A 19,624-nucleotide genomic window follows, 5' to 3' on the forward strand; every position below is an offset into this window, starting at 1 on the left:
TGACTGTCGCGCGGGAAGCTCCCGTGCTTAGCAACCGCTTTCAATCATCAGCATTCCATCAAGGCTGGAGAAAGCGCCCGAATATGCTCTGGGTGGAGATGTCCGCCGGGGTCCCGTGGGCGGTCAAGAGTGGTGCGGATAATGGAGCCATGCCAGTGCTGAACGATGAGATTCCCGATGATGACGACTTCGATGCCGATCGCGACCGTGGCGCTTTCTCACACATCACCCCAGAGGACTTCAACCGGGGTTTTTCGGGCTCGAATCCCCCCGGATGGCTGGACCGTGACGCCATCGACCGTGCCCGGCGCTGCCTGCCCATGCCTTATGTGGAGGTAGTGCCGGTTCGCGTGAATGAAATGAGCGCAGTCACTCAGGTGGGTACCCTTCTTCGCGTGGACGATCAGGGCAACATCGAGCGCACCCTGATCACCGGACGGATACTCTACCACGAGACCATCAGGGAGGCTCTGGCCAGAAACATCGCCAAGGATCTGGGCCAGCTGGCCTTGCCCATGCTGCCTGCCAGCCCCCAGCCCTTCACCGTGGCCGAGTTCTTTCCCACGCCGGGGGTCTCGGAGTACTACGACCCGCGCCAGCACGCCATTGCGCTGTGCTACCTGGTACCGGTGGCCGGGGACTGCAAGCCCCAGGACGAGACCTTGGACGTGGAGTGGATCGATCCCAAGGGGGACATGCTGGAGTCCTTCATGAGCCAGATGCCCGGCGGGCATGGCAAGGTGCTGATGGGCGCCCTGACCTGGGCCGGTGCACTGTGAATCGCGAATCCTCGGAGGCGGGCATGACCATTGCCAATACCGTATATCGTCGTGGGGAGGGGCTGCCGCTGGTCCTGGTCCATGCTTTCCCTGTGGACCACCACATGTGGGACCGGTGCGCGGCTTCGCTGATTGCGCAGGCAGATCGTGCGGGTATGGGCCCCTTCCCGGTCTATGCGCCAGATATGCCCGGAGCAGGCGATTGTCCCCTGCCTGGGCCGGCTTCCTGTGGTCCGGAAGATTCTGACGGTGCCCTGCCTGGTGCATTGGATACCATGGCTCAAGCCTTTGCGGACATGTTTGCCGCGACGGGAGCGCAGAAGGCCATCTGGGTCGGACTTTCCATGGGGGGCTATCTGGTCGAGGCTGTAGCAAGGCTTTATCCGCAGATGGTGGCCGGGCTGGCCCTATGTGACACCACATTGATGGCTGACCGTCCGGCCTCTCGCGCCAACCGGCTGCAGATCGCCCGAACCTGTGAGGTGGAGGGAACACTTGATCCGGTCATGCACTTCGCCAGTCCCCAGGAGGGCGATTCCACGGTCAAGCGTTCTCCCGCCTTCGTGCAGACCATGACTGAATGGATACAGTCCCAGGATCCCCGGGGCATCGCTTGGCGGGAGCGGATGGCTGCAGGCCGTCCGGATCAGAGCGATCTGGTCGGCCGCATCAGAGTGCCCGTGGCCCTGGTCAGCGGCCGTTGCGATCCCTCCAGCCCCCCAAGCACTATGGAGCCGCTGGCCCAGACCATGCGTCAGGCCGGAACCGACGTTACTTTTACCGCCATTGACGACTGCGGCCACTTCAGCGCCGTCGAGCATCCAGATCAGGTGGCTACAGCCCTGCTGGACCTGGTTCGTCGCGTGGGGAGGCAGTCATGAGCGATTCTGGGACGGTCTTTTCCCCGCTGGCCCTTACCGGACCCCTGCCTTTTCTGCCCTTGGCTCAGGGGGATGTTGACTACGACACGGCATCGCGTCAACAGCCAGGGCTGCTTGACCACCTGCTGGACCAGGACGGCACAGGCGTCATCCTGGTGCGGGGCGACAGGGTGGCCGTGCCCAGGGGCAAGGGTGCTTTGGCTGGCCGCACTGGGGCCAGCATCCGTCTGGCCACCCTGCCTGCTGCATATTTGCGAGGTCGTCTGGCGGGCTCGACGGACCAGCTCGAGCCGCCCTGCTACTACTTGGGGAGGGCCGACCAGCAGGCCTGGCTGGCCCTGGATCTGGATCTTGCCTGTGCACGTGGGACTGTCCAGGTCCCTCTTCGTGACCTGGCTCAGGCCGCGGATCAGCGTTTTGACTGGCTTGCCCTGCGTGAGTATGCCCCTCATGGCCGTCCGCGTCAGGTGGGCCTGGCAACCTGTGCGGTCGCTTTGTCCGTATGGCATGGACGCCAGGCCTTCTGCCCTCGCTGTGGCGCACTGGTCCATCCTTGCCAGGCTGGATGGGCTCAGATCTGCCATGGGAATGCATCCGGGGACAAACACATACTCTTTCCCCGCATCGAGCCCGCAGTGATCATGGCCGTGGTGGACGGCCGTGATCGGCTTCTGCTCCAGCACAACCGGAAGTGGGCTCCTGGCTTTCGCTCGATCACTGCTGGATTCGTCGAGGCTGGGGAGAATCTGGAGCATGCAGTCCGACGGGAGACCCTGGAAGAGGTGGGCCTGAACCTGGGGGAGATGCGGTACCTGGGCTCCCAGCCCTGGCCCTTCCCCTCATCGCTGATGGTGGCCTTCAGAGCCAGGTCCCTGAATACGAATATCCGGGTGGATGGTCAGGAGACTGATGAGGCCGACTGGTTCACACGGGAGGAATTCGGGGCTGCTCTGGCCTCGGGCCGGTTGCGCATACCCCAGGCGGCCAGTGTGGCAAGGTACATGATTGAGCAGTGGTACGGCAGCGAGCTCTGATTCATTGGGGTGGTGTTGTGCTTTCAGACCCGGTCTTGTCGTAAGATATTTCAAGGAACTGTCAGCAGCGAAAGGTGTGTTATGGCCATGGAGGGGCAAGAAGAGCCTCGTATCTATGATGTCGACCAGGCCGAAACTGTGACCATGCCGCCGACGACCGGCAACGGGCCCGACCCTGTGGACTTGTTCGCCGACGAACAAGCAGATCAGGCTTTCGGTGCTGGCGCAACCCATAAGACTCCTTCAAGCGGTCATCGAGGACGCACCATCCTGGCCCTGTTGCTTCTGGCTGTACTGATTCTCGTAGGCTGCTGGTTCGGTGTTCGTGCCTTCTTCCGCGACCGGGTGGCCCCTGGCGTCACCTTGGGAGGGCAGGTCATGATGGGCCGGACCAGAGACCAGGTGAGGCAGATCGTCGATCAGCAGGTACGTGACTCTCAGGTGGAACTCAAAGGTGAAGGCACCACCGCTCGGGCGGGACTGAAGGATCTGGGGGTAAGTGTGGATTCGGATGCCACGGTTACCAAGATCATGAGTGCCAAGGGCTCCGCAGGCCTCTCCCGGCTGAACCCCTTCCATGGCGAGTCGGTGCCGCTGGTGGCCGAGCAGGATCAGCTGGCTATGGATAAGTATCTGACAGAACGCTTCATTCCCCGCCAGGACCGGTCTGTTCCCTCCACCATTGTTTTCGATCAAGGCGCACACGCCTTCCGGGCCCAGGAGGGTCGCGGAGGCAAGGCGCCTGATCTGGGCCGCGTACAGGGTGCCGTCTCCTCCTTGATAGATAAGCCTGGTAGGCGTCTGGCCGTAGGGATGGTCTACAAGGACGTGACAATGCCCATCAGCCTGGACACCGCCAATCAGGTGGCCTCTCAGGCCAACCAGCGACTGGCCAAGGACCTGGTCATCAAGGGTGCTGATGATGACCGCATGACCGTCCCGGCCGCCACTGTGGCCACCTGGGTCAAGCCAGTCACTGATCTGGACAAGGGGACCATGGAGTTGGGCTTCGATCGGCAGGCCATCAAGCAGTACTTGGACCAGGAGCTGGCCCGGCAGCTGGACCGGGATATGGTCACCGCCGTCAACGTCAAGAACACCAAGGGCGATGTGGTGGCCGAGACCACCAAGGGAGTGGACGGTGTCCGGGTCACGGATGTGTCCGCCACGGCAGACCTGGTCGTCAAGGCCCTGGAGGAGGGCGACACGAACCCGGTCCAGGCGAGCGCCGAGATCACGCCCCACAAGGAGCAGACCAGGGTGGCCCGCTACGATGTGCCCGACGGCGACATCTGGATTCAGGTCAATCTCAGTGACCAGACCGCCACCGCATACCACGGCACAACCCAGGTCAAGACCTTCCCCATATGCTCAGGAAAGCCCGATGACGGGAAATGGTCCGACACCGGCACCTTCTTCATCAATGTGCGCTACGCGGTCCAGACTATGCGCGGGGATGACTACGTCTCGCCCAATGTCAAATGGGTTTCCTACTACAACGGCAGCGAGGGCTTCCACACGGCCAATTGGAACTATGGCGGCATTGCCAAGGGCGACCCTGCCCAATACGGATCTCATGGCTGCATCAACATGTATGAGCAAGACGCCAAGTGGATCTTTGACAACGCCCCAATTGGGACCATGGTCAAGGTGGAGGGGCAGGTTCCGTCGGGCCCGGCCCGCTAGGAGCACTTGCCCCGGCAGATGGCCGAGTAGGCTGGAACCATGAGTGATGAACACAGTGATGGAACTTCCCGTCTGGATGTGCCCGAACACCTGCGATATTCACAGGATCATGTCTGGATCGACCCCAGTCAGTCCCCGGCGCCAATGGGTGTGACCGAGTATGCGGCGGACCAGCTGGGAGACTTGGTTTTTCTGGACCTGCCCGAGACTGGTACCCACGTCGATGCTGGCGATGAGGTCATCGAGCTGGAGTCCTCCAAGGCTGTTGAGCCGGTGGTTTGCCCGGTGGCGGGCACCATCGCCTACGTCAACAGGGCAGCCTCGGACGATCCGGAAGTCATTAACTCCGACCCCTATGGGGAAGGCTGGATAGCCAAGATCGACCTGGAGGACGACGAGCCCGATCTGATGAGCGCCGAGGAGTATGGTCAGCTGCTGAAGAGCCTGAACTGACGGTCCAGTTATGACCAGGCGATTCGGTCGCGATGAAGGGCCCCTTCAGGTCCGACCGGTCAGCACCACCTTCGATTCAGCTGCGCCCGGAGAGGGCATCGAGAGCAGACCGGCTCCGGTGCGTCTGCTGAGGCGACTGTTGACCGGTGCTTTCGACCTATGGGTGGGGCTGTCCATTAATATGACCGGACGTCTGGGCTGGTCGGCCGACGTTCAACCCTATGTGGGCTACGGTACCGAGTCATACTCCCGGTTGATCTGCCGCACCATTCTGACCGACGGCCGCAGACGCGAGGATCCGGCCATTCGTGGCATTCGTGGCCTGCTGACTGTGCCCGCGCCCAGGACCAGGGTCAGGCTGGCGATCGACAGTACGGCTATCGGTAGGGTCCAGGTGGGTGATTCCTCGGTTTACGATGCCGTCGATCCCAGCCGTAGCCTGAGCGCGGATGCGGTCTTCTCCGACCGATCGGGCTACCTGGATCTGGTAGCTGAGCATAGGCTGACCCCAGGCGTGCACCGGGTCTCCTACCAGGTGCGGGGCCGCCGGCCCGTTGATGCGCCTCTGTACATTGTGCCCGGCCAGACTCCTGTCGGCGTCATTTCTGATGTGGACGACACCATCATGATCAGCCAGGTGCCCAATCATTGGAAGGCTGCCTGGAACCTGCTCCTGTCAGACCCCCACCGCCGGTCCTCGGTGCCGGGCATGGCCGTTCTTTACAACCGCATCCGTGACCTAGACCCCAGGATGCCTTTCTTCTATCTGTCAGCTTCGCCCTGGAATGTGGAGGGGTCTATACGTGGATTCATTCGTGACCATGGCTTTCCGGCCGGCCCCTTGTTGCTGCGGGATCTGGATCCCAGACCCAAGACCTTCGTTCCCTCCATCGTGCAGCACAAGATGGAGTTCATTCGTCAGCTGATGGCCGACTTTCCCGAGATGCGCTTCGTGCTCATGGGCGATGACGGGCAGAGCGACCCCTCCACCTTTGCCCAGGTGGTACGGCAATATCCGGGCCGGGTCCTGGCTATTGGCATCCGCCAGCTGAGCCCCCGGGAGACCGGACTGGGATCCTTGGTCAAGCGCACTGCCACACAGCCGATGCCAGTGACGGAGGTGCCGGTCTTCTTTGGGACCACGGGCGCCAACCTGATGCGAACCCTGCTACCCTATCTGCGTCGTCGCGCCAGAATATAATCGCCCCATGAGTTTTTCGGCCGTCAACTCCGCTCCTCCTCGTGCACAACGCCGTCCCACTGATCGATGCTTCCATGGTGATCACTTCGAGGATCCCTATGAGTGGATGCGCAACCGGGAGGATCCGGCCACCAAGGCTTATGTGCGTGATCAGAACCGATACTGCCAGGAACGGCTTGCCGGTCAGGAGGGTTTGCGGGCCACCCTGCTCAAGGAGTTTACCGACCGGGTACAGCAGACCGACATGTCGGTACCCACCCGGATGCATGGATACTGGTACTTCTCCCGAACGCTCAAGGGCCAGGAGTATGGGGTGCAGTGCCGCCTGCCGGTGCGTGACCAGGATGACTGGGACCCTCCTGCTGTCCAGGCTGATGCAGCGCCTGGGTCCATGCCGGGCGAGGAGGTTATCTTCGATGCCAACGCTGAGGCCAAAGGGCATGACTTTTTCTCCCTGGGATGCCTGGACCTGAGCGCCGACGGCCGGTGGATGCTCTATGGACTGGACGCCAGGGGCAATGAGCGCTACGACCTGCGTATCCGGGATTTGGCCGAGAACCGAGACATGCCTGATCGGATCGACCAGGTCTCCTCCGGGGCGGTGCTGACCCCCGACGGCAGCTGGGTCTTCTATACCGGCCTGGACAAGGCCTGGCGTCCGGACACGGTCTGGAGGCATAAGGTGGGCACTTCGGCCGATCAGGATGTCATGGTCTACCAGGAGAACGATGAGCGCTTCTGGGTGGGGCTGGGCCTGAGCTACGACGAATCCGCCATGCTGATTGCCACCGGGTCCAAGACCACCAGCGAGGTGCTCATGCTGGACCTGAAGGATCCGCAGGGGGAGTTTGTGCCCTTGATCCCCCGCAAGGAGGGGGTCGAGTACGACATCAGCCTGGCCCGATTCGAAAATGCCGGTCCGGCGGGGGAGGACCTGCCGGTGGCTGTGGTTTACCACAACGTGGACAACCCCAACTTCGAGGTGGACCTGATCGATCTGCGCAGCCACCGTCCGCCATTTCAGCTAGGAGAAGGGGTACGGTTGGCCCAGGGCAGTCCATATGGCTGCGAGCGCTCCGGAGACCTGTCCTCCCTGCCACCCGAGAAGCCTTATCAGGACCCGGGTAATCCCGCCATCCTCCAGGGCGCTCGCGGACTAGGCATCGAGGGGTTGGGCATCCACCGCAGCTTCGTGGTCCTGACCTACCGGGCCGACAGCCTGCCCCACATGGCCGTTATCGCCAAGGATCAGGCATTGGAGGATTTGCGTGCTAGCCGACCCTGGCGCTTCCGCGAGGTCCTGTCCGACCAAGGGAGGGATGGCGTTGACCGTCTCTACAGCATCGGCCCCACGGACAACCCCTCCTACCAGGCCCCTGGGCTGCGCTACATACGGGGCAGCTATGGAACCCCAGCCGAATTGCGGGAGCTGGATCCGGTCCGGGGTGTGGATCGGCTGCTCAAGCGGGCTCGGGTTTTAGGTGACTTTAAACCCGAGCGTTACGCAGAGCGTCGAATTTTGGTCCGCGTCAGGGATGGGGCTCTGGTACCGGTCTCTCTGGTCTGGCGGCGGGGGATGCACCCGGGGCTGGATGCCTGTGGAAGGACCGGACCCGATGACACGATTATCCAGGCGCCTGATCATCCTGAACGCCGTCCCTGGCCGGACCAGGATCCGGACAGGCCTGCACCCATGTTCATCACCGGGTACGGAGCCTATGAGATCAGCCAGGACCCTGGCTTTTCCACCGGTCGGCTCAGCCTGCTGGACCGAGGCGTGCTCTACGTGGTCCCCCATGTGCGCGGCGGCGGGGAGATGGGCCGCGCCTGGTACGAGCAGGGCCGTCGACTGCACAAGGTCAACACTTTCCTGGACTTTATCGACGTGACCGCCGCTCTGCAAGCCCAGGGCTGGGCGGATCCTTGTCATACGGTGGCCAACGGCGGATCGGCCGGCGGGCTGTTGATGGGGGCCGTGGCCAATATGGCCCCGCAGCTCTATGCCGGCATCGAGGCGGATGTGCCCTTCGTGGACGCGCTGACCAGCATCCTTGATCCGGACTTGCCGCTGACCGTGACCGAATGGGACGAGTGGGGAGACCCCCTGCATGACCAGCAGGTCTACCAGTACATGCGTTTTTACTCACCCTACGAGAACGTTCCTGATGCTGATCGTCGGCGCCGACTTTTCGGCAGCGACCATTTCCCTGCCATCCTGGTGACCACGTCCATGAACGACACCCGCGTGCTCTACGTTGAGCCGCTCAAGTGGGTGGCCAGGCTGCAAGAGCCGCAGGTGGGGGCCGATGCGCTGATCAGAATCGAGGTCCAGGCAGGCCACGGGGGCATAAGCGGACGTTACCGGCAGTGGGAGGAACTGGCCTTCGAGAACGCCTGGTGCCTGTCTATCATGGTCCCCGAAAGCCGGTGATCCTGGTCTGTCCGGGATTCGGTCGGGGTCATGAAAGGGGCTTGGCTGGCTCGTTATGCTCGTGGTATGACAAATAGCAAGCAGAAAACATATCACATTGCGGTCATTGCCGGTGACGGCATCGGTAAGGAGATCGTTCCCCAGGCTCAAGCCGTCCTAGAAAAGGTGACCCGGGGCAAGGCTGATATCCGTTATGAGGACTTCGATCTGGGCGCTGAGCGTTACCTTCGTGATGGAGTCGTTCTGCCGGACGAGGATCTGGACAGGCTCAAACAGCAGGATGCCATCCTCCTGGGGGCCATCGGCGACCCGCGGATCAAGGCCGGCATCCTGGAGCGCGGACTGCTGCTTAAGATGCGTTTCGAACTGGATCAATACGTCAATCTGAGGCCTTCCAAGCTCTACAAGGGCGTGGTGTCGCCCCTGGCCAATCCGGGCGACATCGACTTCGTGGTCGTGCGTGAGGGCACTGAGGGGCTCTACGCCGGGGCCGGCGGCTCCATTCGCCGGGGCACCCCCCAGGAGGTGGCCACCGAGGTCTCCATCAACACGGCTTACGGGGCGGAACGGGTCATCCGCTATGCCTTCCAGCTGGCCATGAAGCGTCGCCGCCGCCTGACCCTGGTCCACAAGAAGAATGTGCTGACCAACGCAGGAGACATGTGGCAGCGGCTGGTCGACCAGGTGGGCGAGGAGTATCCCGACGTGGAGCGCGAGTACCTGCACATCGACGCATCCACCATATTCCTGGTGACTGAGCCCAGCCGCTTCGACGTGATCGTGACTGACAACCTCTTCGGCGACATCCTCACGGACGAGGCGGGAGCTGTGGTGGGGGGCGTGGGTTACTCGGCCTCCGGCTGTATCAACGCCTCGGGGACCTACCCATCCATGTTCGAGCCCATCCATGGGTCCGCCCCCGACATCGCAGGCAAGGGGATCGCCAACCCTACGGCGGCCATCCTCTCGGCGGGAATGCTTCTGGATCATCTGGGCTTTGAGGGTGAGGCGGCCAGCATCGAACGGGCCGTGGAGGACGATATCGAACGCTCCGGCTCCACCCAGCGAAGCACGGAGCAGATCGGCAAGGATATACTGGCCCGGCTGTAATCGGGCCGGATGGCGGCTAGACTGGAGTGCATGACTATGGATGATGCCCCTCAGCCGGAAGACCGGCAGTCTAGCGATACGCCGACAGGGAATCCTGGTTTCGGCCCCTCACCATCCCCGCAGGTACCGCCCGAACATCAGGTTTCTGCCGGTGGGAATGCACCTGCTGGAGCAGGGCAGCCGGGCCAGTCTGGTCCAGGTGCAGCAGACGGGCAGCGACAGAATCCAGACTGTCCTGCTGGCTATGATGCTGGTGGAATGAATCAGAATCCGTATCAGACTGGTCAGTATTCCTCCGGACAAAACCCTTATGGCGGGTATCCGACTGGTCAAAGGGACAATGCCGGATACCCGTTTGCCCCTCAGAATGGCGGCCAATATCCAGGGGCCTATCAGGCAGGGCCCTACCGGCCTAATCAGTATCCGACCACCGGTTATTCAGCTGGTCAACAATACCCAACCGGCCAGCAATATCCTGCTGGACAGTATCCTGGCGGTCAGAATCCACAAAGGCTCTATCAGCCGGGATCGAGTTATCCCGGCCGGTATCCGGCTGGCCAATACCCACCAAGTGGGTACCCGGGCAATCAATACCCGATGGGCCAGTATCCCGGCAATCAGTATCCTGGCGGGCAGTATCCTGGCGGGCAGTATACGCCGCAGAGTTCCATGCCCTGGCCCTACCCGGGCATGCCCCAGGGCGGGTACCCCGGGGCAATGCCCAACGGCAGGGGAGCCTACCCGATATCGCCTACCCCGCATAGCAAGCTGGCAGCCGGTCTGCTCAGTATCTTTCTGGGCTGCTTTGGTGTGGGCAACTTCTACCTGGGCAGGACCGGCCGGGGCGTGGCTCAGCTTATGCTCACCCTGATTGGCTTCCCCTTCTTCTTCATTGGGCCGACCATCGCCATAATTTGGGGGCTAATCGAAGGCATCCTGATTCTGACATCCTCTTCCGGATCCTTTTGGCATCGTGACGCTCGCGGATGGGAGCTGACGGATTGAAGCCGGTCCGTCTGCGCGGCGTCGGGAAGCAGACGGGCGGCAAACTGGCGGCTGTAACCCTGACACTGGGCCAGGAATCCGACTCCCGTCCGTTCATCGACTCATGCAGGATCGACGGCGACTTCTTCACGGAGCCAGTCCCGACAGTAGCCCAGGAATCCGAGGGTGATCATGAGCCAGTATCCCGGTTGGAATCCGCAATCTGCGACATTTCGTTGCCCTTGGATCCTGATTTGGCTCTGGAAAGGCTGAGCAGGGTCATGGCGGACGGGGAGGGTCAGCGAGTAGTTGGCGTGTCCCCATGGACCCTGGTGATCGCGTTGGAGCGTGCCCTGCCGGCTGGGCTAGTCATCCACAGACAAGGGCGGTACGACCAACCGCCGTCACTGCCGGACCAGACATCTTCCAGGCAGGCGCAGCCGGACGAGGCCGAATGCCTCCACCGTTGGTCTGGCCTGAAGCTGGACCTGATTAGGGACCGTCCACGTCAGCCGGTCATGCAGATGGCCATGGATCAGGCTCTCAATGACGCCGTGGCCCAGGGCCAGTTGCCGCCTACCCTGCGCATCTGGAACTGGGCGGCGCCGGCGGTGATCCTAGGGCGCTTTCAGTCCCTGAGCCGGGAGGTCCACGTCGAGCTGGCACGCAGTCTGGGCTTTACCCTGGTCCGCCGCTGCACCGGAGGTGGGACCATGATCATTCAGCCCGACCGGGCCATTACCTATTCCCTCTATTTGCCTCTGGACTTCGTCAAGGGGGTCGACCTGATCGACTCCTACCGTATCTGCGACTATTGGCTGGTTCGTGGTCTGCGCATGCAGGGGATCCAGGCCGGCTGGCAGGGTATGAATGACATCGCCTCCCCGCGGGGCAAGATGGGGGGCGCCGCCCAGCGCAGGCTGCCAGCAGGTTCCCGCGGACCGGGCGGGCTGCTCCACCACACCACGCTCTCTTATTCTGTGGATGCTGATCTGATGGCTCAGGTGCTCAATGTGGACCCGGAGAAGTTCCATGACAAGGCCGTGACCTCGGTCAGAAGTCGGGTGGATCCCATCGACAGGCAGACCAGTCTGTCCCGTCAATCCTTGATCGATGCTCTTCTGGATACCCTGCCCTCCCTGGTAGAGGATCTGCGCACATCCAGTCCTGCGCCTGAGGTTGAGCAACGGGCCCGCACCCTGGCCAGGCAGCGCTACGGCCGTGAGGAATGGACCGCCCAGATCTCCTGACCAGGCGAGGGGGTTGATGCGTGTGGGTATAATCGTGCTCAGTCGCGTCGAACCCGGCGTGAGGTCATCAACCATGCGTGAGTCGGTGCAGACCCGCCAGACATGGCGAAAAGGAGTGCGGAGTATGGCGGTTCACAAGCCCAATGAGATTCCCGATGATGGGAACGCCCTCAGGCAGACCGCCCTATTCAAACAAGTTCCCAGGCAGGATGCCGATCAGCTTTTGGACACCATGCATGAGTCCACGTTCGCCAAGGGTTCCACTGTCTTTCGACAGGGGGACACCGATCACCACATGTATCTGCTGGAGGAGGGCCGGGTCAAACTGGTCCGCCAGTCGCCCGACCGCCGAATCCAGCTGCTCAGCATCCATGGGCGCGGGGAGATCCTGGGAGAGATTCCCGTCTTTGACCCTTCCGGCGGGCCGCGCACAGCCTCGGCCGTGGTCATGGTCAACAAGACCAAGGTGGCAGCTCTGGACCACGATACCCTCTTCGACTGGCTCAACCAGCATCCCAAGGTGGCTGTGGACATGCTTCAGGTGCTGGCCCACCGCCTGCGGACCGACAACGAGCGTATCTCCGACCTGGTCTTCTTGGATGTGCCTGCCCGCTTGGCCAAAACCTTGTTGGATCTGGCTACACGCTTCGGCGAACCCTTCGAGCAAGGGTTGATGGTTCCTTACGATCTGACTCAGGAAGAGCTGGCACAGCTGGTTGGCGCCTCACGGGAGACTGTCAACAAGGCCCTGATGGACTTCTCCAACCGGGGATGGATCTCTCGTAAGGGCCGCACCATCATCATTTTCCAGCCAGGACCGCTGATTCGACGCTCGCGCATGTGAACGCCACTGCTCGGTAGAGCCGACGGCCTAGGATGGAGACCATGCCCGAACAAAAGAAATCCATGTCAGTTAGGCGCTTCTTCACGCTGCTGCTGGCTTACCTCATCTTCTGCGTCGCAGGTGGCGTGGTCGTCTCTGGTTTCCTGTTTCCCGCTGTCTTCGGTATCAACGCCGCCTCCAGGAATCTGATGCCTGCCCTGAAGACGGACAACATCGACTTCAATGTCAACGATCTGCCCCAGCAGTCCCGCCTCTACGCCTCCGACGGGCATACAGTCATCGCCACTTTCTATGCACAGAACAGGATCGTGGTGCCTATCAAGGATGTCTCCGACTACATGCAGAAGGCCGTAGTAGCTCGCGAGGATCGCCGTTTCTTCGAGCATGCCGGCGTGGACACCCAGGGCGTGCTCAGGGCCTTCATCCAGACCTACATCAAGCAGGGCGACACCCAGGGAGGTTCCTCCCTGACCCAGCAGTATGTCAAGAACGTACTCATGAGCCAGGCTGAAGAAAACAACGACCCCATCGCGGAGTACCACGCCCAGGAGGAGACCATAGCCCGCAAGATGCGAGAGATGCTGATTGCGGTGCAGATGGAGAAGAAGTACTCGAAGGCTGAAATTCTTCAAGGGTATTTGAACATCGCCCAGTTCGGCACCAACGTCTACGGGGTCGAGTCGGCAGCCAGGCGCTACTTCAGCAAGTCGGCCAAGGACCTGGACCCGGGCGAGGCCGCCACCATCGCCGCCGTGACCAAGAATCCCGCCCGTTTTGACCCCACCGTCAATGTCAAGGCCTCCCAGGAGCAGCGGGACATCGTCCTGGATCTGATGCGCCAGGAGAATTACATCACTCAGCGCCAATATGACGAAAATAAGGCCAAGCCTCTGGATCAGATGCTCCATGTGCAGTCGGTCGATGCCGGATGCCAGGCGGCTGGAGACGCAGCCTTCTTCTGCGATTACGTGACCAAGCAGATCCTCAACTCCAAGGAGTTCGGCAAGAGCCAGGAGGAGCGCAACAAGCTCCTCAAGGAGGGCGGCCTGGATATTTACACCACCATGGACGTCAACGCCAACGCAGCGGCCATGAAGGCGGCCCGGGACACCATCCCCGTGGATGATCGAAGCGGCTTCGAGGTCACGATAGCCTCCATCCGCCCGGGCACCGGTGAGGTCCTGGGCTTCGGCATCAACCGCATCTACGATGCCACCCAGAACTCGGGCGGCGGCACACGCACGGCCATCAACTATGCCGTGGATCAGGTCGACGGCGGCGGCTGGGGCTTCCCTGTGGGATCCACCTGGAAGCCCATCAACCTGGTGTCTTGGATGAAGGCCGGCAAATCCATCAACCAGCCCCTGCGCACCTCCACCAGCTACCCGCAGACCTCCTTCGCCTGCAAGATGGCGGACGGCACCCCCTACGGGTTCGGCACCGGCAGTTGGCATGTGGAGAACTCCGGCGGCGGCACCACGTCGCCGGAGTCCCCCCTGCAGGGTCTGGTGCGCTCGCACAACACCACCCAGGCCTCCATGGCCCAGCAGATCGGTCTGTGCACCATAGCCGATACGGCCAAGGAGATGGGCTACCACAATTCCCCCAAGGATCAGATGGACATCCACTCGGTCAACACCTTCCAGCCGCCCATGGTCATCGGTGCGGTCCAGGCCTCCCCGCTGACCATGGCCAACGTCTACGCCACCATCGCCGCCAAGGGGGTGGCCTGCAGCCCCATAGCCATGACCAAGGTGGTCGACAAGAACGGTAAGTCCGTCAAGGTGCCCAAGGCCAACTGCCATCAGGCCATCGATCCGGGCATCGCCGAGACCGCCGCCTATGCACTCAACCAGGGCGTCGTCCAGCCCGGAGGCGAGGCGTCCACGACCCAGCTGGACGGGGGACGCAAGACCTTCGCCAAGACCGGCACCCACGAGGACAAGTACATGCTGACCGGCGGATTCGTGCCCCAGGTGGCTGCATTCGTCACCGTGGGCAATGCGGAGGGTCAGGTCTCCTTCACCAACAGGACCATCAACGGAAGGTCCATGCACACTTGGTACGGCATGTATATTGCCACTCCGGCCTGGAAGGACTTCATGAACACCTACCTGGCCGCAGCCAATATCCAGCCGGACAACTCCTACGGCAATCCCGATCCCCGGTTCACCGGCGGAGTCCAGCAGCTTCAGCCGTCCCAGCAACGGTCCACGGGCAGACAGCGGCAGACCTATCGTCAAGGGCAAGGGGGACAACAGGGGAATCAAGCGACCAGTCCGGACCAATCACAGACGGTGAATTCTCCAGAGGACTAGGGCCTGTGCCTACAATAGAGACCATTAGGGATTCGTCGACGGGCGTACCAGGAGGGGTACGGTCGCCCGTCGGGAGAGGCAGGAACTGATGGTCCAGGAATATTCAGAGCTGGATGACAAGGCCCCTCGGGCCGACGGCCGGGTCAATGTGGATCAGGCAATGCCGGGGCCGGTAAGTGGCTCTGGCAGGTTGGATGTGTCCAAACCGATCTGGTCCTCAGGGTCGGATAGTGCTGACGAAAAGAAGAAAACTGGCAAGGCTGCCAAGGGGATCAAATCGTCCAAGAAGGCCAAAAGAGTCAAAAAGGCCCGGAAAGCAAAATCAGGAAAAAGGCGGGAGATCGCGCTGCCTGCGCTCTTCCAGCCCATGGAACTGCGCGACCAGCATATCCGCAACAGGATCTGGTTGCCGCCCATGGACACCTATTCGGTCCTGCGGCACGATGGAGTTCCTACCAACTTCCACTATCAGCACTATGTGTCTCGTGCCCTGGGTGGCTTCGGAGTCGTTATCGGTGAGGCCACGGCCGTAAATCCCCAGGGGCGGATCTCACCCTGCGATGTAGGGCTGTGGAACGACGAACAGACCAGGGCCTGGCAGGGCATCGTCAGGGATGTCAAGGCCGCTGGAGCGGTTCCTGTCGTCCAGCTCAATCACTCGGGGCGCAAGGGCTCTTCCGGGTGCTCTTCCATGGGCTATATCAACGCCACTGTACCCGTGGCTGAGGGCGGCTGGCAGCCCGTAGGCCCCAGCCCCATCGCCTACGGGAAGATGGCTGTCCCAGTCCAGCTTTCGCGGGCTCAGATAGCTTCCATTGTGGCTGACTTCCGCTCTGCCGCCGTTCGAGCCGTCCAGGCCGGCTTCCTGGGAGTGGAGCTGCATGCCGCTCACGGTTACCTGCTCTCCGAATTCCTTGATCCCCTGATCAACCGACGCAATGATGAGTACGGGGGCGACCTGTCCGGCAGGATGCGTCTGCTGATTCAGGTGACCGATGCCGTGCGCGAGGTCATTCCCTCGGGCATGCCCCTGCTGGTGCGCATTTCCGCCACCGACTGGGCCACTGGCGGATGGGGCCTGGACGAGACCATCCGTACTGCCAAGGTGCTCAAGCTGCACGGTGTGGACCTGATTGACGTTTCCACTGGAGGTCTGGTGCCAGGTGTGGAGATTCCTGCCGCTCCCAACTATCAGGTGCCCTTCTCATATCAGGTGCGGAGCCAAGTGCTGATTCCCACTACGGCGGTGGGGCTGATCACCAAGCCCAGGCAAGCCGACCGGATTGTACGCAAGGGCTTGGCCGACGCGGTCGAAATCGGCCGAGCCAGTCTGCGCGACCCCTACTGGCCGCTCAGGGCCGCCTACAAACTGGGGCTGTCCGCTCAGCAGACCCCCTATCCTGAGCCTTACCGGCGCGGGGCCTACGGCATCGCCCGCTAAGAGCAGCCATGGAAGCTGTTCGCGGCGGAGCGGGGACCATTGTGGTCATGCCCACCTATCAGGAGGCCGACAACATCGGGGTGACCCTTCCTCAGCTACTGGCCTGTTGCCCCGAAGTCGATGTCCTGGTCGTCGACGACGACTCGCCGGACGGTACCGGCGCCATTGCCGAGGATATGGCCAGGCGCAATCCTCGCGTCCATGTCATCCATCGCCATTCCCGCCGTGGGCTGGGTCCAGCCTACGTGCAGGGGTTCCGTTGGTCGCTGGAGCAAGGTTATGACCTGATTTGCGAGATGGACATGGACGGCTCCCATAGGGCCAAGGATCTGGCCAGAATGCTATCTGTGGCCCGAGGTGATGCACATCCGGGTTTGGTCATCGGCTCGCGCCGGGTGCGCGGAGGCCGAACGCAACATTGGCCCTGGTATCGGGATCTGATATCGCGTGCGGGATCCTGGTATGCCCGCACTGCTTTGGGGTCATCCGTGCGGGATATGACCGCCGGCTTGCGGGTCTATCGAGCGGACGCGCTCAGGCGGATCGATCTGGGAAGGGTCCGATCCAGCGGTTACGTCTTCCAGGTGGATATGCTGCGTCGAGTCCAGGCCATGGGCCTGAGCGTAGTCGAAGTCCCTATAGTCTTCGTGGAGCGGGTTCGCGGAAGCTCGAAGATGGATGCCGGGATTGTTCTGGAGGCCATGGCCCAGGTGACTCTGTGGGGACTTGAACGGCTGCCCCGTCGAACTTGACATTGGGTTATATTCGTGTTCGCTTTTATAAGCGACCTTGCAGGCCTTTGTTGAAGTCTTGAAAACAGACTTCACCTTGGCTGACAGATTTCTGTAATAGCCGCGGCAGGCCTCTGGTATATGGAAGAATGGTCCGGTTATCTAAGAAATACCGATTTTTGGCCGTTGCTTTTGAGCAGCGACCGTAGACTAAAGGTCGGTTTGCCAATTTGGGCGAATGTGTGCGATAATGTTCGAATGATATCGTCACAACGCCAACACCTGATACTGAACCGGTTGCGTACTCGTGGCGCAGTCCGCATAACCGCCCTCTCCAAGGAGCTGGGCGTTTCCGCCATGACCATCCGCCGGGACATTGCCGACCTGGCGGACAAGGGCCTGCTCAAAAGGGTCCACGGAGGGGCCGTCACCACCAGCTCGCTTCTGGCTGAGCCGCTCTTCTCGGTCAAGTCACAGATGGACATGGGTCTCAAGGACACCATCGCCCGTCGCGCCATCGACTATGTCTCACCGGGCGACGTCATCGCCATCGGCGGCGGGACTACGGCCTACGTATTCGCCCAGCATCTGCTGGAGAGTCGTCAGTGCGCCGGCGTGACCCTGCTGACCAATTCCATACCCGTGGCCGAACTGGTTCAGGCCATGGAGAGCAAGGACGTGGAGGTCATCGTCACCGGCGGCGTCATCACCCGGTCCAACTCCCTGGTCGGCCCCATTGCAGACAAGGTCATCGCCTCCCTGCGGGTCAATACGGTCTTTCTGGGTACCCACTCGGTCTCCATACCCCGCGGCTTCCTCATGCCCAACTCCCTGGAGGCGGCTACGGATATGGCATTGATGGACATCGCCGATCGGACTATCATTCTGACCGACCACACCAAGTGGAGCTGCACCTCCCTGTCCTTGTTTGCCTCCTTCGACCAGGTGGACACCGTCATCACCGACGACCAGTTGGATCATGAGTCGGCCGAGGCCACCCGGTCCCTGGTCAAGCGGCTGGTTCTGGTGCCGGTCAACCCCGAGGAAGGCCAGGCTCATGACGGGTCCTCCGGCGGGTCCGGGCCTGAGGCCGGGGACGCGGACCATGCCGGATGAGCAAGCAGCCACCCAAGGATGCGCCGGTTGCCATAGCGGGTTGCCATGGATTGTCAATCATCACGGACGATGAAGGAGCAGCATGAAGTCAGAGCAGTATGTCCCCCAGCGGTATGTTCCCGGCGACTACGCCAGAGAGCACATTCGCATCACCCCCACCAGGCTGGCCGACGGACGTCGGTTCTTCTACCTGGATGATGATCCCGAGTACGTCTCCGGCCGCAGGACCAGGCGCCTGGACGATCCTCGTCCGTTGACCGACCGGTTCGCTCCCCATCAGGATCAGGAGGGCAGGGCGGTGCCCTTCCAACCACCGCAGATGCGCCGGGATCCTCTGACTGGAGACTGGATCCCCATGGCCACAGCCCGAATGAACCGGCCCATCACTGCCGGCCCGCAGGCCACCGCCAAGGGTAACCCCCTGGCCGCCAGAAAGCCTGGAGATCCCTACCAAGATGGAGAGATTCCCGATGTGGACTACAACGTGGCAGTCTTCGAGAACCGCTTCCCCTCCATGATGCAGGTGCCCAATACGCAGACGGCCGACCAGTCCTCCCTGGTGGACGGTAACCCCTTATGGCCGGTGCGCGAGGCCAACGGACGCTGCGAGGTGGTCTGCTTCGATCCTGACGAGCACGCACTCCCTGCCGATCTGCCGGTCTCCCGTCTGCGGACGGTGGTGGAAGCCTGGGCCTTCCGGACTGCGGAGATCTCGGCCATGGAGGGCATCGAACAGATCTTTCCCTTCGAGAACCACGGCCAGGAGATCGGCGTTTCGCTGGCCCATCCCCATGGACAAATCTACTGCTATCCCTTCATCGCCCCCCGGCTGGAGCAGGAGTTGAGGCAGTGCGCCGACTACAAGGAACGCACCGGCGGCAACCTCCTGGCGGACATTCTCAAGGCTGAGCTGGACTCCGGTCGACGTGTCGTCTTCCGCAACGCCACCTGGGTGGCCTATGTGCCCGCCGCTGCCCGCTGGCCCCTGGAAGTCCACATGGCCCCTGTGCGCGACGGGATCCTGAGCCTGGACCAGTTGAACGACCAGGAGCGCTGGGATTTGGCTGTCATGTATTCTACTCTGCTCAAGCGGGGCAACGCCTTCTTCGACAAGGGCGACGGCAAGGGGATGGACCTGCCTTACATCGCCGCCTGGCATCAGGCCCCGCTGCACGATTCGCGGCGGGAGGACTACCGGCTCAACCTGCAGTTCTTCTCCTTCCGTCGTGCCGTGGACAAAATCAAGTATCTTGCCGGGTCTGAGTCGGGCATGGCCGCCTGGGTTTCAGACACCACCCCCGAGCGGATTGCCGACCGTTTCCGCCAGCTGGGGCCCTTGGATCTGGAGAAGGGAGAGAATCAATG

At 61.9% G+C, this 19,624-nt stretch carries 17 protein-coding genes; all 17 read left to right on the plus strand.

Features of this window, described 5'->3' with window-relative positions:
- Nucleotides 1–149 precede the first annotated feature (149 nt).
- Nucleotides 150–779: an NUDIX hydrolase family protein gene (locus tag AC0AP0_RS01970; RefSeq protein WP_490429208.1), complete on the plus strand. Its 630-nt coding sequence runs from the start codon at nucleotides 150–152 to the stop codon at nucleotides 777–779.
- A 23-nt stretch (nucleotides 780–802) separates the two neighbouring features.
- The gene (locus AC0AP0_RS01975; protein WP_490429196.1) at nucleotides 803–1,660 is read left to right on the plus strand and encodes an alpha/beta fold hydrolase; all 858 of its coding nucleotides are present in this window, start codon (nucleotides 803–805) and stop codon (nucleotides 1,658–1,660) included.
- The gene (gene nudC, locus AC0AP0_RS01980) at nucleotides 1,657–2,694 is read left to right on the plus strand and encodes an NAD(+) diphosphatase (RefSeq protein WP_110412467.1); all 1,038 of its coding nucleotides are present in this window, start codon (nucleotides 1,657–1,659) and stop codon (nucleotides 2,692–2,694) included. Before AC0AP0_RS01975 ends, nudC begins: the two co-directional genes overlap by 4 nt.
- Nucleotides 2,695–2,781: 87 nt before the next feature.
- Nucleotides 2,782–4,380, plus strand: a complete 1,599-nt coding sequence (locus AC0AP0_RS01985) for a L,D-transpeptidase family protein (RefSeq protein WP_490429197.1) — start codon at nucleotides 2,782–2,784, stop codon at nucleotides 4,378–4,380.
- A 39-nt stretch (nucleotides 4,381–4,419) separates the two neighbouring features.
- On the plus strand, nucleotides 4,420–4,833 hold the full coding sequence (gene gcvH, locus AC0AP0_RS01990) for a glycine cleavage system protein GcvH (RefSeq protein WP_045935082.1): 414 nt from the start codon (nucleotides 4,420–4,422) through the stop codon (nucleotides 4,831–4,833).
- Between the two features lie 10 nt (nucleotides 4,834–4,843).
- Nucleotides 4,844–6,034: an App1 family protein phosphatidate phosphatase gene (locus AC0AP0_RS01995; RefSeq protein ID WP_490429198.1), complete on the plus strand. Its 1,191-nt coding sequence runs from the start codon at nucleotides 4,844–4,846 to the stop codon at nucleotides 6,032–6,034.
- A gap of 7 nt (nucleotides 6,035–6,041) precedes the next feature.
- Nucleotides 6,042–8,465 (plus strand): S9 family peptidase, encoded by a 2,424-nt coding sequence (locus AC0AP0_RS02000; protein WP_490429199.1) that lies wholly within the window; start codon nucleotides 6,042–6,044, stop codon nucleotides 8,463–8,465.
- Nucleotides 8,466–8,531: 66 nt separating this feature from the next.
- Nucleotides 8,532–9,575 (plus strand): 3-isopropylmalate dehydrogenase, encoded by a 1,044-nt coding sequence (locus AC0AP0_RS02005; protein ID WP_490429200.1) that lies wholly within the window; start codon nucleotides 8,532–8,534, stop codon nucleotides 9,573–9,575.
- 40 nt (nucleotides 9,576–9,615) lie between these two features.
- Nucleotides 9,616–9,837 (plus strand): hypothetical protein, encoded by a 222-nt coding sequence (locus AC0AP0_RS02010; protein WP_490429201.1) that lies wholly within the window; start codon nucleotides 9,616–9,618, stop codon nucleotides 9,835–9,837.
- Between the two features lie 335 nt (nucleotides 9,838–10,172).
- A complete protein-coding gene (locus AC0AP0_RS02015) occupies nucleotides 10,173–10,580 on the plus strand; it encodes a TM2 domain-containing protein (protein ID WP_490429202.1) in 408 nt (135 codons plus the stop codon).
- Complete coding sequence (locus tag AC0AP0_RS02020; protein WP_490429203.1) at nucleotides 10,562–11,809, plus strand: lipoate--protein ligase family protein; 1,248 nt, start codon at nucleotides 10,562–10,564, stop codon at nucleotides 11,807–11,809. Before AC0AP0_RS02015 ends, AC0AP0_RS02020 begins: the two co-directional genes overlap by 19 nt.
- Nucleotides 11,810–11,933: 124 nt before the next feature.
- Complete coding sequence (locus tag AC0AP0_RS02025; RefSeq protein WP_110412474.1) at nucleotides 11,934–12,653, plus strand: Crp/Fnr family transcriptional regulator; 720 nt, start codon at nucleotides 11,934–11,936, stop codon at nucleotides 12,651–12,653.
- A gap of 41 nt (nucleotides 12,654–12,694) precedes the next feature.
- Nucleotides 12,695–14,971: a transglycosylase domain-containing protein gene (locus AC0AP0_RS02030; RefSeq protein ID WP_490429204.1), complete on the plus strand. Its 2,277-nt coding sequence runs from the start codon at nucleotides 12,695–12,697 to the stop codon at nucleotides 14,969–14,971.
- Between the two features lie 88 nt (nucleotides 14,972–15,059).
- On the plus strand, nucleotides 15,060–16,412 hold the full coding sequence (locus AC0AP0_RS02035; RefSeq protein WP_490429205.1) for an NADH:flavin oxidoreductase/NADH oxidase: 1,353 nt from the start codon (nucleotides 15,060–15,062) through the stop codon (nucleotides 16,410–16,412).
- 8 nt (nucleotides 16,413–16,420) lie between these two features.
- Nucleotides 16,421–17,164: a polyprenol monophosphomannose synthase gene (locus AC0AP0_RS02040; RefSeq protein WP_490429206.1), complete on the plus strand. Its 744-nt coding sequence runs from the start codon at nucleotides 16,421–16,423 to the stop codon at nucleotides 17,162–17,164.
- Nucleotides 17,165–17,383: 219 nt separating this feature from the next.
- A complete protein-coding gene (locus AC0AP0_RS02045; RefSeq protein WP_254476886.1) occupies nucleotides 17,384–18,259 on the plus strand; it encodes a DeoR/GlpR family DNA-binding transcription regulator in 876 nt (291 codons plus the stop codon).
- An 82-nt stretch (nucleotides 18,260–18,341) separates the two neighbouring features.
- On the plus strand, nucleotides 18,342–19,624 hold a 1,283-nt coding region (gene galT, locus AC0AP0_RS02050; RefSeq protein WP_490429207.1), incomplete at its 3' end, for a galactose-1-phosphate uridylyltransferase.

The organism is Bifidobacterium sp. POST2/T3 (B1) (genome assembly GCF_058197115.1).